Source organism: Mycobacterium sp. SMC-4, assembly GCF_025263265.1.
Classification (GTDB): Bacteria; Actinomycetota; Actinomycetes; order Mycobacteriales; family Mycobacteriaceae; genus Mycobacterium.
The window spans coordinates 5,417,432-5,430,323 of sequence record NZ_CP079869.1; the positions used below are offsets into that span (position 1 = coordinate 5,417,432).

14 protein-coding genes and 1 riboswitch are annotated in these 12,892 nt (G+C 67.6%); of the genes, 4 read left to right on the plus strand and 10 right to left on the minus strand.

The window, feature by feature from the left end:
- Positions 1 to 4: 4 nt before the first annotated feature.
- From KXD98_RS25930 to KXD98_RS25955, 6 genes are all read right to left on the minus strand, one after another.
- Positions 5 to 1,123 carry an ABC transporter substrate-binding protein gene (locus KXD98_RS25930; RefSeq protein WP_260761151.1) on the minus strand — a complete coding sequence of 373 codons (1,119 nt, stop codon included), beginning with the start codon at positions 1,121 to 1,123 and terminating at the stop codon, positions 5 to 7.
- The gene (locus tag KXD98_RS25935) at positions 1,123 to 1,938 is read right to left on the minus strand and encodes an ABC transporter ATP-binding protein (RefSeq protein WP_260761152.1); all 816 of its coding nucleotides are present in this window, start codon (positions 1,936 to 1,938) and stop codon (positions 1,123 to 1,125) included. Before KXD98_RS25935 ends, KXD98_RS25930 begins: the two co-directional genes overlap by 1 nt.
- Positions 1,935 to 2,948 (minus strand): iron ABC transporter permease, encoded by a 1,014-nt coding sequence (locus KXD98_RS25940; RefSeq protein ID WP_260761153.1) that lies wholly within the window; start codon positions 2,946 to 2,948, stop codon positions 1,935 to 1,937. Before KXD98_RS25940 ends, KXD98_RS25935 begins: the two co-directional genes overlap by 4 nt.
- 237 nt (positions 2,949 to 3,185) lie before the next feature.
- Positions 3,186 to 3,305: riboswitch (cobalamin riboswitch) on the minus strand.
- Between the two features lie 89 nt (positions 3,306 to 3,394).
- Positions 3,395 to 4,225 carry a sucrase ferredoxin gene (locus tag KXD98_RS25945; protein ID WP_260765436.1) on the minus strand — a complete coding sequence of 277 codons (831 nt, stop codon included), beginning with the start codon at positions 4,223 to 4,225 and terminating at the stop codon, positions 3,395 to 3,397.
- Between the two features lie 56 nt (positions 4,226 to 4,281).
- Positions 4,282 to 5,496, minus strand: a complete 1,215-nt coding sequence (locus tag KXD98_RS25950; RefSeq protein WP_260761154.1) for a cupin domain-containing protein — start codon at positions 5,494 to 5,496, stop codon at positions 4,282 to 4,284.
- 9 nt (positions 5,497 to 5,505) lie between these two features.
- The gene (locus tag KXD98_RS25955; protein ID WP_260761155.1) at positions 5,506 to 5,688 is read right to left on the minus strand and encodes a hypothetical protein; all 183 of its coding nucleotides are present in this window, start codon (positions 5,686 to 5,688) and stop codon (positions 5,506 to 5,508) included.
- Positions 5,689 to 5,811: 123 nt separating this feature from the next.
- Between KXD98_RS25955 and KXD98_RS25960 the strand changes: the two genes are divergently transcribed.
- From KXD98_RS25960 to KXD98_RS25970, 3 genes are read left to right on the plus strand one after another with little or no spacing between them, the layout of a single operon-like run.
- Entirely contained in the window at positions 5,812 to 6,627 is an 816-nt protein-coding gene (locus KXD98_RS25960) for an adenylate/guanylate cyclase domain-containing protein (RefSeq protein WP_260761156.1), read from the plus strand.
- Between the two features lie 41 nt (positions 6,628 to 6,668).
- Positions 6,669 to 7,166 carry a flavin reductase family protein gene (locus tag KXD98_RS25965; protein ID WP_260761157.1) on the plus strand — a complete coding sequence of 166 codons (498 nt, stop codon included), beginning with the start codon at positions 6,669 to 6,671 and terminating at the stop codon, positions 7,164 to 7,166.
- Positions 7,163 to 7,864 (plus strand): pyrimidine reductase family protein, encoded by a 702-nt coding sequence (locus tag KXD98_RS25970; RefSeq protein WP_260761158.1) that lies wholly within the window; start codon positions 7,163 to 7,165, stop codon positions 7,862 to 7,864. Before KXD98_RS25965 ends, KXD98_RS25970 begins: the two co-directional genes overlap by 4 nt.
- 49 nt (positions 7,865 to 7,913) lie before the next feature.
- Here the strand turns inward: KXD98_RS25970 and KXD98_RS25975 are convergent, their stop codons facing one another.
- From KXD98_RS25975 to KXD98_RS25985, 3 genes are all read right to left on the minus strand, one after another.
- Positions 7,914 to 8,795 carry a TIGR03854 family LLM class F420-dependent oxidoreductase gene (locus tag KXD98_RS25975; protein WP_260761159.1) on the minus strand — a complete coding sequence of 294 codons (882 nt, stop codon included), beginning with the start codon at positions 8,793 to 8,795 and terminating at the stop codon, positions 7,914 to 7,916.
- 10 nt (positions 8,796 to 8,805) lie between these two features.
- Complete coding sequence (locus KXD98_RS25980) at positions 8,806 to 9,243, minus strand: thiol-disulfide oxidoreductase DCC family protein (protein WP_260761160.1); 438 nt, start codon at positions 9,241 to 9,243, stop codon at positions 8,806 to 8,808.
- Between the two features lie 104 nt (positions 9,244 to 9,347).
- Positions 9,348 to 9,944, minus strand: coding sequence for a TetR/AcrR family transcriptional regulator (locus KXD98_RS25985; protein WP_260761161.1), 597 nt, complete (start codon positions 9,942 to 9,944; stop codon positions 9,348 to 9,350).
- A gap of 98 nt (positions 9,945 to 10,042) precedes the next feature.
- Here KXD98_RS25985 and KXD98_RS25990 point away from each other — a divergent pair, with 98 nt between their 5' ends.
- A complete protein-coding gene (locus KXD98_RS25990; protein ID WP_260761162.1) occupies positions 10,043 to 10,711 on the plus strand; it encodes a hypothetical protein in 669 nt (222 codons plus the stop codon).
- A gap of 19 nt (positions 10,712 to 10,730) precedes the next feature.
- Here the strand turns inward: KXD98_RS25990 and KXD98_RS25995 are convergent, their stop codons facing one another.
- On the minus strand, positions 10,731 to 12,833 hold the full coding sequence (locus tag KXD98_RS25995; RefSeq protein WP_260761163.1) for a heavy metal translocating P-type ATPase: 2,103 nt from the start codon (positions 12,831 to 12,833) through the stop codon (positions 10,731 to 10,733).
- Positions 12,834 to 12,892 lie beyond the last annotated feature (59 nt).

Genomic DNA, 12,892 nt, shown 5'->3' on the forward strand with positions numbered 1-12,892 from the left:
CCGATCAACTCTGCGTCGGCGCCAGGCCGAATCCTGGTGTGCCGATGAGGTCGGCGAATTGTTCTGGGTAGAGCTTCGCGGCCAGCGCTTCGATCCCGTCGATGATCTGGATGCCGGGATTGACCGCTTCCTGCGGCAAGATGATGAATTGGTTGTCACGGACTGCGGGTATGGTGCCGACTCCGTCCATCGATGTGAGGGCCTGGATCCGCTGTTCACCGGTCGGCCCACTGCCGTAGTCGGTCACCGCGATCAGTTCGGGCGCGCGGTCGACGACTGCTTCGATCGAGACGTTCTCCCACATCTCCTGCATGTCCTCGAAGATGTTGACTGCGCCCGCGTGCCGATACAACTCGGGCACAATGGTCAGACCGGCTCCGGTGCCCATCGTCTCGGTACCCCAGTCCCAGCAGAAGACCCGCACGGGTTGCACACCGGCCGGCAGGCGTTCGCCAACGCGATCGAGCCGTTGCTGCCAGTTCGCAATCAGAGCTTCGGCACGCTCGGGCACCCCGAAGATCGCAGCGATGGCACGCACGTCGCCGAACCATTCCTCGATCGTGGCAGGAGCAAGGGTGTCATTGATGCGCCGGCAGGACTCCGACAGCACGTAGCTGTCGATGCCGAGCTGGGACAGAGTTTCCGGGTTGATCCCAGCGGTATCGAACCCATAGTTCCACCCGGCGAAGACGAAGTCCGGTGCGAGACCCAGCAGAGGCTCAAGGGTGAAGTAGTCGGGGCCCAACGAGGGTACGGCGGCGTAATCATCAGTGAACGCGGCCAGCCGCAGGCGCTCACCGGCTCCCGCATAACCCGCGACCCGATCCGTCAATCCCAACGCGAACATCAACTCGATCATGTTGTCGTCATTGACCACTGCCCGCTCGGGCGGCTTGTCGAAAGTCACCGGTTCCCCGCAGGACGACACCGTCACCGGATAATGGTCGAGCGCCGTCGCAGCTGCGGGCCAGCTGAAGTCGGCGGTGACCGGCGGTAACTCACCTACCGTGAGGGCACGGCCTTCTAGCGGTCCGCTCTGGGTCGAATCCGTCTGTCCTGCTGCACATCCGCTGACAGTGATGAGTACGGCAACCGAGATGCACACCGAGCTCCTGAGATTCATCAGAGATACTCCTTTGTCGAGGGGATGGATGAGGAATCGATGGGCGCCGACAGCAGTAGCTGCAGCGCGCCGGTGCGAGGGTTGACTGTCTGATCGACGTGAACGCCGAACACGGGAAAGATGACGTCGTCGACAAGGACATCGGCCGGCCTTCCAGTGGCGACGACATCACCGTCGTGCAGGACGACCACCTCATCGCAGAATTCGGCGGCGAGGTTGAAGTCATGCAGCGCGGCCAGCGTCGTGACCCGGAGTTCACGCACCAGACGCAGGATCTCGAATTGGTGGCGGACGTCGAGGTGGTTGGTCGGTTCGTCGAGAACCAACACCTGCCCCTCCTGGGCCAGGGCGCGGGCCAGCAGCACACGTTGCTTCTCGCCACCGGAGAGCGTCGGCCACACCCGGTCGGCGAGAGCGAGCGCACCCACGGTGTCGAGGGCGTCGACAGCTGCGGACCGGTCCTTCACCGACGATCTACCGCCGAGGCCTTGATGAGGGATGCGGCCCAGCATGACCATGTCGATGACACTGATTTGCACGTCGACCGGTGACTCCTGGGCGACGACGGCGAGCGTGCGCGCGAACGAACGAGGATCCATCGCGCTCGCGGGTACGCCACCGAGGCGGATATCCCCACGCTCGGCGTTGAGGACCCGATAGATCGTCTTGAGGAGCGTGGACTTGCCACTGCCGTTCGGACCCAGCAGACCCACGCAGCACCCCGGCTCCACCGCGATACTCACGCCGTCGATCAGTAACCGTCCCCCAACCCGGATGGCCAACTCCCGCACGTCGACATCGACGGGGATCGTCATCGCGCACCGTCCAGTTGGCGGTCCCGCCGAGACATCAGGTACAGAAACAACGGTCCGCCGACAAGAGCGGTCAGGATGCCCACTGGGATCTCCTGCGGACTGGCCACCGTACGCGCCGCCAGGTCGACCCACACCATGAATGCCGCACCGAACAGCGCGCTACCGACCAACAGCCGGCGGTGCAGTGCGCCGACCAGAACGCGCACGATGTGTGGGACGACCAGGCCGACGAAGCCGACGGCTCCGGAGACGGCGACCATCACCGCCGTCAGCGCCGCGGTGGCCACGAACAGCTCCAGTCGCACCCTGACCACCGGCACACCGAGTGTCACGGCAGCCTCGTCTCCGGCCAGTAGAGCGTCCATCGCCCGCGCCCGAATGAGGAGCCACGCCAGCACCACCCCCAAGACGAGCGCCGGAAGGGCAAGTGTCGACCAGCGTGCGCGTTCGAAACTGCCGAGCAGCCAGAACAGCACCTGTTGGGCACCCCGAGGGTCGCCGAGGAAAACGAGGTAGCTGGTCAGTGCCGACAGGACATAACCCGCGACCACCCCGGTGAGCACCAACCGCAACGGATCCAGCCCGGCCCGACCCCGGCGAGCGACCAGGTACACCAACGCCATCGACACAGTGGCGGTGAGAAATGCCGCACCGCTCAGGCCCAACATGCCTAGCCCGAGTGCGCTCCCATAGACGATGACCGCGGCTGCACCGATGGAGGCGCCTGAGGACACCCCGAGTACGTACGGATCGGCAATGGGGTTGCGCACCAAGGCTTGTACGGCCACGCCGACCAGGCTCAGCCCCGCGCCCACCAGCGCGGCCAGAATGACGCGCGGGAGCCGAAGGTCCCAGATGATCTGTGTGACATGCGGAGCCACCGCTGAGTCCGCCGGACCGAACACTTTGGCTCGGACCACCTCCACCACGGTGTCTGCTGGAATCCGTACCGAGCCAATCCCGACGGCGATGACCAGCGAGACGAGACCCAGAGTGAGGACAGCAAGCATCAACGCTGCAAACCACGCCGGCGATAGTGCTCCGGCCGACGGCTGGTGCTGGGGAGATGTCCGGCGGCGGCCAGTGGTGGCCGCCACCCGTATCACGTCAGGGTGACGCGGATCCGGACTGACACGACCAGAGCCGCCTCTCGCGGGGCGGGTGTCCATCTGACACGGGCATGAGTATCCATCTTCGCTCTCCGTTCCGGGGTTTCCACGCCCCGTATCACCGGCCCGCGGCGGCGCAGTGTCCTGACTCCCGGATCGCCGCTCGCCCCGACCTTCCAGCCCATGGGCCGTGGTCACGCGTGGGGTCTGCTCCCCGGTCACAGTGGCGGGACCGTGCCGGAATCACACCGGCTTCCTCACCCCGTCGCGGCTGTTACCGCGCAAAGGGTACCGCGGGATACCCCGCGCCGCGCGCACGGGGTCACACGGCCCCGGTGGGCGGCAGACTACCCGTGGACCAAAGACACCGGTTCGAAGGTGCGCACCGGGCCGGCCACAGTCGCGCTGCATTGTGACAAGAGCGGCTCAGACATCTTGTTGCGCAGCGTGATTTGCACGGAACCGACGTCGTACTGCAGGACCACGCGCGTCAGCTCCTGCTCCGACTCGACGTCGAGCGGCGCGAACGCGTGGATGCGGTCGTCGCCGAGCTCCAGACGCGCGAAGTGCTGCGCGGCCTGGACGGCGTGCGGAAGCGAGGTGCGGCCCCGCAGGAACCGGGTGTCCAGCCGTCCATCGAGATAGCGGGTGACCAGACCCGCCGCATCCGTCGAGTCCACCCGGCCGTAACACAAACCCTCCGGCAAGATCAGCATGGTGGCGGCGAACCTGTCGCCCCCTAAATGTGAACATTCCCAGGTGTTTTCGGGATACGCCGCGGCGATCGCGGACACTGCGGCGCGACCGCGCACCGCGCAGCATTGATCGTGCTTGCCGTGCGCACAGACAGCCACCAGCGGACCGCTGACCGGCTCACCGCCGGAGCCGTCCAGAGGCACCTCGAGGTACTCACGGGGATCACCGACCTCACCGTGCCACAGCGACTCGACGCCTGGGTCGGCGTGCGCGACATACCAACGCCAGCGCGGCGTTGCCGAGCGACGGCCGTGCCGGCGGATGGCCGCAATGCGCAGCTTGGCGGCCTCTGCGCGGCGCACGACGGCACGACCCAGCTGCGGGTCGATGACACTGGGCGACTGCAGAAATGCCGACGGCCCCCAGCCGCCCTCAAGCTCGAGCAGCAGCCACGTGTGACCTGCCGAGGCGGTGCCATACATCGGATCGCCGCGCGCCAGGGACTGGTCGCTGCACGGCGTCGGCTTCACCACATCGGTCACGGGTGATCCACCGGCACGACGACCGCCTCACGCAGCAGGCGGCTCAGCACCACCGCGCCGTCGGCGGCATCCAGTCCGGGCAGCGAGTCGGCGCGCATCACGGAGCCGCGGTGCAGCGCAGCCAACGCGTCGGCGCACACGTCGGGGAAATCGATGGTGCGGTCCGGCAGGCACAGCCGCACCCGGCCGTGATGTCGGCCAATAGTGGCAACCAGGCCGCCACGCCAGCGCACCGCAACGGTGGCGGAATGTTCGGCCGCGTCGAAGACGGCCAGCGGCCGCACCGCCACCGGACGGGTCCGCTCCGCGTACTGCTGTGTCAGTCGCGTGGCCACTCCCTCGCTCAGCTCGGTGGTGCTGTCCCGCAGCGTCGCTGTCAGTTCAGCCAGGATTTTTGTTGCTGTGGCGACCATTTCGTCACGGTTGGTCGCATCGAGGGCCATCGGCAGGGAGCTGCGGAACTCTTCGTGGTCTGCCAGTTGGTCGACGAGCGCGCGCACCACATCCAGCCGGGTGGTCGCCGACACCCCGACGGTCAGGTGAATCGACACGGTGTCCTGGGCCCGCGCCGAGTGGATCCAGCCGCGCGGGAGGTACAGCGCATCGCCGGGAGCGAGCACGGTGTCGATGACCGGCTCGTCGTCGGCGACGCGGCGGGCGATCGCGCCTCGATGCTCGGTCCACGGCTGGGACGGCAACGGATCGGCGTGCACCGGTGCATGAACGGTCCAGTGCTTGTGCCCGGTGGTCTGCAGGACGAACACGTCGTGCACGTCGTAGTGCGCCTCGAAGCCGCGGCTGGACGGCGGTGTGATGTAGGCATTGGCCTGCACCGGATGGCCGAGGTCGTCGACCATCGCGCGGACGAAGTCGATCACCGGCGGCCACAGTCGATGTAGGCCCTGCAGCACGATCGACGCGCCTGCCGCGAACTGCTGCAGGACTCCGGCCGGGTCTACCTGGTCGGTGACCTCGGCACCGAAACCCGCGGGGCCGAGATAGCAGTCCCGCGCCAGCACGCTGCCATCCTTGGCCAGCCGGATGAACGGCGCGCGAACCCCTCGCTCGGCGAGCAACTCGTCGACGGCCGCACTGGACAGCAGATCGGTGAAGTTCCGCGGCAATTCCCGGGCAGGACTGAGCAACGGATACCGCCCCCAGTGATTCCGGGAGAACTCCTGGGGGTCGGTACCGATGCAGCGACTCAGCATGAAGTCCGGTTACGCGGTGCCGTCGGCCCCGCCGTCGTGACCCTCCGGGTTCGAGCCGCCGTCCGCGGTGCCCTCACCGCCTGCGGTGCCGTCCGCCCCGCCGTCGTGGCCCTCCGGGTTCGAGCCGCCGTCCGCGGTCCCCTCACCGCCGTCTCCCGGTGTGGTGGTGATGTCGTCGTCGTTGATCGCCATGGGAAATCTCCTTCGTCGGGCCGCGCCTGGTCAAGCCGGTCGCTCGGGCGCGGTGTGGCGAGAGTTTCCCGGCCGGTGCGTGGGTAAACCGCGCACCCGGCGCGCTCGTCGATAATCGGCAGGGTGACCGTAGCTTTGTGGATCGTCGTCGCGTTGCAGACGGCCGCGCTGACCACGCTGGGCGTCGTGCTGATCGTGTCGCGGCGGCAGCTGGCCGGGGCTCGCCGAGCCCTGGCCCGCCGCACCCGGGTCGATGACAGGCCGCACCGACCACGCAGGCCGGTCGGAGTGGGTCCGCTGGCCGTCCGGGCGGTTGCCAACACCGTCCAGACTGCCGACGCCATCATCCGCAAGGGGATCGGTGGGCAGGTGCGCAGCTCGATCGAGGATCTGGCCGGCTGGGCGCGCGTCGAGCGTCCCGATCTGGCGAAGATCACCGCATCGGGGTCGGTGGTGCTGGTGTTCTCCGACATCGAGGGCTCCACCGAGCGCAATGAGGCGATGGGCGACCGTGCCTGGGTCCGGCTTCTCGAGAGGCACAACGCTCTGGTCGAGGGCCGGGTCCGGGCGCACCGCGGCTATGTCGTCAAGAATCAGGGCGACGGCTTCATGATCGCGTTCGCCGAGCCCGCCGACGCGCTGCGGTGCTGCGTCGAGATCCAGCACGCGCTGTCGGGTGACAGCGAGCGCTGGGATGGCATCCGGGTGCGGATAGGGGCACACGTCGGCACCTCGGTGCGGCGCGGGGAGGATCTGTTCGGTATCGACGTGGCGATGGCCGCGCGCATCGCCGACCTTGCCGACGGCGGCCAAATCATGGTCAGCGAAGCGTTGCGGGCCTGTCTCGACGGTGCCGACGACCTGAGATTCGGGGAGCCTCAAAAGGTCGAATTCAAAGGCATCCGCGATGCGCAGACCGTCTATCCGGTGCAGCGATGACCCGTGGTGTCGTTACGCGCGACCAGGGGAATACTGGCGGGGTGGCCGCCTCTGGTACCGACCCCTTCGAAGCTTTGGTCTCACTGCTGGATTATCCGATGTTCGTGGTCACCACGCGGGCGGGTGACGATCGGGCGGGCTGCCTGGTGGGATTCGGCAGCCAAACCAGCATCAACCCGTCGCGTTTTCTCATCGGGTTGTCCAAGAAGAACCAGACCTTCCGGATCGCGCAGGACGCGACACACCTCGCGGTGCATGTGTTCTCCCGCGAACATCTCGATGTGGCCCGGCTCTTCGGCAGCGAAACCGGCGACGAGACAGACAAGTTCGCCCGCACGGCCTGGCATGACGGGCCTGCCGGAGTCCCAGTTCTCGACGCCGCGGGAGCCTGGTTCGTCGGCGAGATCCGGGACCGCTTCGACGTCGGCGACCACGTCGCCCACGTCCTGGAACCGGTGGCAGGCCAGGCGCCCGGTGACTTCACCGACTGGGTCACCTTCGCCGACGTTCGGGACCTGAACCCCGGACACGAGGCATGAGCGTGCCGCGTCTGGGCAGCGTCGCCGATCTGACCGAGTTGATCGGTTTCTATTCGACGCCTCCGTCGGGAGTGCGTGCCAACATGATCTTTTCGGCCGACGGTGCCGCCGCGTTCGCCGGGCGCGCCGGACCACTCTCCGATCCGCTCGACCAGTCGCTGTTACGCGCGCTGCGGGGTTTCGCCGACGTCATTCTGGTCGGCGCCGGCACCGCGCGCGCCGAGCGGTACGGACCGGTGCGCCTACATGCGGTCGCGGGTCCCGTACCGCCGCTGGCTGTCGTCAGCAGGACAGGTGAGCTTCCGGAGTCGATGTTCGCCGATCCGACGCAGCGCCACATCCTCGTCACCACCGAGCGATCCGCGCAGGAGCACAACCTCGCCCCGGACGACCGCCGCGACGTCCTGATCGCCGGTACCGACACCGTCGACGTCACCAGCCTCATCACCCAGTTCGGTCAGCGTGGTCTGAACCGCATCCTGTGTGAGGGCGGTCCGACCCTGCTGGACGTGTTGACCGGTGCCGATCTCGTCGATGAATTGTGCGTGACTGTGTCGCCGACGCTGGCCGGGGTTCAGGACGTCGGGACCGGTAGCGCCGCGCTGCAGGCTCCGCGAACGATGGCGCTGGACCACGTGTTGACCCATGCCGACTACCTCTACCTCAAATACTCGCGCCGGTCACCGGTTGTGCGGTGACGGCGGCATTTCACCGAAAATCGCGCCCCCGAAGCACATTCGGCGTGAGTCAGTTCTGCCGTGGCAGCATCTCGCGGACGAACTCGTCGAGGAAGGTGTCGGAATCGGCCCCGGTCGCCGGCCTGATCACGAACTTCGTCAACCCGGCCTCCAGGTACGCATCGATCTGCCGGTGCAGCTGCGCCCAGTCGGTCGCGACGAGCTCGGACGGGTCGATGTCGGGGCGCCGCCGGCGGATCGTCTGCAGGACCTGGGCGGGCAATGCACCGTCCCCGACAGCCAGATTGATGCCGTAATGGTCATCCGGGACGGTGCGTTGCGCCGCCCGTGCTGAAGCGCGGATGGCGTCGACGGCTGATCCGGCCTCGCGGGGTGTGAGGAAGCTGCCGAGCCACCCGTCGGCGAATTGTCCGATGCGGCGGTATCCCGCTGACGATGAGCCCCCGAGCCAGATTTCCAGTGGCTTGGTGGTTTTGGGCAAGATCTCGACATCGCGCACCGAGTAGAACTCGCCGGTGAAGCTGACACCCCCGTCGGACAGGACCGTCCGCAACAATCGCAGCGACTCGTCGAACACCGCGGCGCGCCGACCGTCGGGCACCGGAAACAGGTCGCGCTCCGCGGGCACGGCAGGCCGAAGGCCGAAGACCGGCAGCACCCGTCGCGGTGCCAGTGCGGCCAGCGACGCCAGCTGTTTGGCGACCAGGACCGGGTGCCGGCCGGGTAGCACTGCCACCGATGTCCCGACCTTCAACTGCGTGGTGCGCGCCAGCGCGAACGTCATCCCGACGAACGGATCCACCGCTGGGGAATACACCAGTTCCGAGAACCAGAGCGAGTCGATCCCGGCGGCCTCGATGCGGTCCACCGTGCCCGCCAACTCACTGGGCGGAGCCCCCAGATCCAGGCTGACTCCGAAGCGAACCTTCATCGTCGAGTCGCTATCCGTAGGCCGCGTCGAGGAATCGACTGCGCACCTCGGGCGACGGGATCGGACACGTCTCGTACTGTCCGCCGATGCGGTACCGGATCGACGCGAACCTGCGGTACAGCCAGTCGCGGAGCACTGCGGGGATCACCCGTGTCACCGACAGGAGCCGCCAGTAACCGCCGAGATAGTTGGCCACCTGCAGCAGCGCCGCCGACTGGATGTCGACCTGCTCGTCGGTCCGTCCCGCGTTGCGGACATAGACAACGGAGTCCACCTCCCGCAACTGCGGGTGACGGGCGATGACGTCGCGGGCGAAGTCACTGTCGAGGGCGGCGAAGCGCAGCGTTTCGCGACGGTCGAACCGCAGGATGGCGCGCACCGCGCCGTTGCACACGCCGCAGACGCCGTCGTACAGCAGCACGGGATCGGCCGACGATGGTTGGCTCATACGGCCAGACTACGCGCCCGAGCTCGGCCGCCGCCGAATGTGCTTCTGACGGCGGTGATTCACCAAAAAACCTGCCCCAGAAGCACATTCGGCGCGGCAGCGGGTCAGGCGTCGGGCAGCAACAAGCGCAACATCATTTCGACGTGCTCGACCATCTGCCGGTAGCCCAGCAGGCCTGCTCCGACCTGCAGCAACGCCCCGCAGACGATGGTCTCGACGGTGTTGTGAATCTCCGGCCACGCGCCCGAACCCAGCGCAGCAGCGATTCGGCGGCGGATCTCGGTCGACACCGCCTCTCGAACCGGCACGATCGCGGGGTCGTCATTGCGCATCAAAGCGATGTTGCAGGCGACGCCGAGGTGCGGGTTGTCGGCGAAAAGGTTGGCCACCACGTGCACCTGTTCGATGAGCCGGTCCACGACCGCTGCCGCGGCGTCGATCTCCAGCGGAAGCGCCTGGAGCCGGCGCAGGTAGATGCTCGCGATCAGGACGTCTTTGGTGGGGTACTGCGGCAGCAGCGTGGCCACTGAGGTTCCGCAACGAGCAGCGACAGCCGACAGGGTGACTCCGGCGTAGGAGCCCTCGGCGAGGAGCTGGCTGGCGATATCGAGAATCGAAAGAGCCGGGTCGCGCCGCTCGCGGTGTGCCCGCCGCACGTCCAGCGACGAGACCGCGGCCATCGTGTCGTTTCTGCGCGCCACATCTGCAGAGTAGCCGTGGATGACGGAGCAATCTCGGTCCGGTTGAGAACTGATGTCACCCCGATGCCTTTCGACGCTGTGCTGTCATCATCGGACGAATGTCACCCAGGACAGCGGCGAGAACCGACAGCAGGCTGGCAGTTCGCCTCGCCGCGCTCGCCTCGCTCGGCGCGTCGGTCATCCATTTCGCCGTCGTACCGGCGCACTGGCACGAGTGGGCGCCGGCCGGGTTGTTCTTCGTCGTGATCGGGCTCACCCAACTGACGTGGGCCCTGTGGGTGCTGGCTCGGACCACGCCGTCGGTGTTGGCGGCCGGCATCATGCTCAATGTCGGCGCCATCGCCCTGTGGACGGTCTCCAGGACGACCGGCGCGCCATTCGGCCCGCACTCTGGGACCGCCGAAGTGGTGGCGGGTGCGGACCTCTGCGCGGTGCTGCTCCAGACCTACGTCGTGATGGGGGCCGGCTGGGTGGTCTATCGCGGACTGCGCGGCGCATCGATACCGGCGTTCGCCAATGCGATGGTGCTGGTGGGCGCCGTGGGCGTGGTCACCCTGGCTTCGACGGTGGGCGTTGCCTCGGGGCTGCGCCATGACCACCACGGGCCGACCGGGTCTCCCGGAGGCCATCACGGTCCCGGCATCGAGCACACCGACGCCCAGCACGGTCAGGTCCGGCAGCCCGCGGCCCCGGTGCCCGTCGTGGCGCCGGTCGGCACTCCCGCCCCGGCCCAGCAGTCTGCCCATGATCACGACCACGCCCACTGACGCAAGCGTGTGATCTGCGCTACCGGTGCACAACCGTGTGCGCGCTGGACTCGGGGCTCAGGTCCAGCCGGCGCAACAGTTGGGCGTTGAGTGCAACGACGATCGTCGACAGCGACATCAGGATGGCGCCCACCGACATCGGCAGGACGAATCCGACGGGTGCCAGCACCCCGGCTGCCAGTGGCACCGCGAGGAGGTTGTAGCCGGCGCCCCACCACAGGTTCTGTTTCATCTTGCGGTATCCGGCGCGCGACAACTCGATGACCGAGAGCACCGACCGCGGGTCGGAACTGGCCAGGATGACGCCCGCAGAGGCGATGGCGACATCGGTGCCCGCGCCGATCGCGATACCGACGTCGGCCTGCGCCAGCGCGGGTGCATCGTTGACACCGTCACCGACCATGGCGACCTTCTTGCCTTCCTGTTGCAGCGCCGCCACTTTCGACGCCTTGTCTTCGGGGCGCACGCCGGCGAACACCCGGTCGATGCCGAGTTCGTCGCCGACGGCGTGGGCGACGGCTTCGGCGTCGCCGGTGATCATGACGACCTCGATGCCGAGCTCGTGCAGCGCGTCGACGGCGTCGCGGGATTCCGGTCGGACTTCGTCGGCCAACCGCAACCCTCCGATGACCACGCCGTCGCGGACGACGTGCAGGACGATGGCGCCGTCGTCGCGCCACCGGGCCGCAGCGTCGACCTCATGGGCACCAACGTCTTTCAGCAGACGGGGCCCGCCCACCCGGATCTCGTGCCCGTCGACGGTCGCCGTCACCCCGACCGCGGGTGAGGACGTGAACCCGGTGGCGCGCGGTACGGAGACCCCGCGCTCGTCAGCGGCTCTGACGATCGCCCGGGCCAGCGGGTGCTCGCTGTCGGTCTCGGCCGCAGCGGCCAGCGCCAGGACTGCGTCGGAGTCGAGTTCGTCGACGGGTTCGACACCGGTGACGGTGGGTTCGCCCCTGGTCAGGGTGCCGGTCTTGTCGAACAGCACCGCATCCACGGTGCGCATACTCTCCAACGCCAGCCGGTCCTTGATCAGAACCCCACCCCGGGCGGCCCGCTCGGTGGCAATGGAGACCACCAGCGGGATGGCCAGACCCAGCGCGTGCGGGCAGGCGATGACCAGCACGGTGATGGCCCGCACAACCGACGCATCGGGGTCGCCGACGGCGGCCCACACCACGGCGGTGGCGGCCGCGGTCGCCAGGGCGAACCAGAACAGCCAGCCGGCGGCGCGGTCGGCCAGGCGCTGGGCACGCGATGACGAGTTCTGCGCCTCGGCGACCAGGCGCTGGATGCCGGCCAGCGCGGTGTCCTCGCCGGTCGCGGTGATCTCGACGCGCAGACCGGAGTCGGTGGCCACGGTTCCGGCCGTGACCGAGTCACCGACGCCGCGAGCGACCGGACGCGATTCACCGGTGACCATCGACTCGTCCATGTCGGCCCGACCGTCGACGATCCGGCCGTCGGCGGGCACACTGCCGCCAGGTCGGACCACAACGACATCGCCGACACGAAGATCGGCGGGCGAGACGACGACGGTCTGATCGCCGTCGACCTTCTCCGCCTCGTCGGGCAGCAGCGCGGCCAGGGAATCCAATGCTGAGGTCGTCTGGGCCAGCGAGCGCATCTCAACCCAGTGCCCGAGCAGCATGATCACGATGAGCAGCGCCAGCTCCCACCAGAATTCAAGCTCGTGGTGCAGCACGCCCAGGCTCGCACCCCATGATGCAAGGAATGCCACCGTAATCGCCAGCCCAATCAGGAGCATCATTCCCGGTGTACGCGAACGGATTTCGCTGACTGCGCCGGTCAGGAACGGGCGGCCACCGACGACGTACATCGCGGTCCCGAGAATGGGAGCGACCCATTGCCCGCCCGGTATGTCGAGGATCTGGTAGCCGACCAGCATGGCGAACATCGGTGAGAACGCGATGACCGGCACGGCGATGACCAGGTTGATCCAGAAGAGTTTCTGGAACTGAGCGACATGGCCCCCGTGGCCAGTCGAACCATGGCCCCCGTGGCCAATCGAACCATGGCCCCCGTGGCCAGTCGAACCATGGCCCCCGTGGCCAGTCGACGCGCCTTCCTTTGCTTGGTGACCGTGAAGATCTGCCATGACGTTCCTTCGAACTCAGTGGACCGGGCTTTGCACGTCCCGAACTATACCCCTGGGGG

Coding starts and splice junctions, on each gene's coding strand:
- KXD98_RS25995 (WP_260761163.1), bottom strand. CDS start 12,833: ATGGCAGATCTTCACGGTCACCAAGCAAAGGAAGGCGCGTCGACTGGC.
- KXD98_RS25930 (WP_260761151.1), bottom strand. CDS start 1,123: ATGAATCTCAGGAGCTCGGTGTGCATCTCGGTTGCCGTACTCATCACT.
- KXD98_RS25935 (WP_260761152.1), bottom strand. CDS start 1,938: ATGACGATCCCCGTCGATGTCGACGTGCGGGAGTTGGCCATCCGGGTT.
- KXD98_RS25955 (WP_260761155.1), bottom strand. CDS start 5,688: ATGGCGATCAACGACGACGACATCACCACCACACCGGGAGACGGCGGT.
- KXD98_RS25945 (WP_260765436.1), bottom strand. CDS start 4,225: ATGTATGGCACCGCCTCGGCAGGTCACACGTGGCTGCTGCTCGAGCTT.
- KXD98_RS25940 (WP_260761153.1), bottom strand. CDS start 2,948: ATGCTTGCTGTCCTCACTCTGGGTCTCGTCTCGCTGGTCATCGCCGTC.
- KXD98_RS25975 (WP_260761159.1), bottom strand. CDS start 8,795: ATGAAGGTTCGCTTCGGAGTCAGCCTGGATCTGGGGGCTCCGCCCAGT.
- KXD98_RS25990 (WP_260761162.1), top strand. CDS start 10,043: ATGTCACCCAGGACAGCGGCGAGAACCGACAGCAGGCTGGCAGTTCGC.
- KXD98_RS25950 (WP_260761154.1), bottom strand. CDS start 5,496: ATGCTGAGTCGCTGCATCGGTACCGACCCCCAGGAGTTCTCCCGGAAT.
- KXD98_RS25970 (WP_260761158.1), top strand. CDS start 7,163: ATGAGCGTGCCGCGTCTGGGCAGCGTCGCCGATCTGACCGAGTTGATC.
- KXD98_RS25980 (WP_260761160.1), bottom strand. CDS start 9,243: ATGAGCCAACCATCGTCGGCCGATCCCGTGCTGCTGTACGACGGCGTC.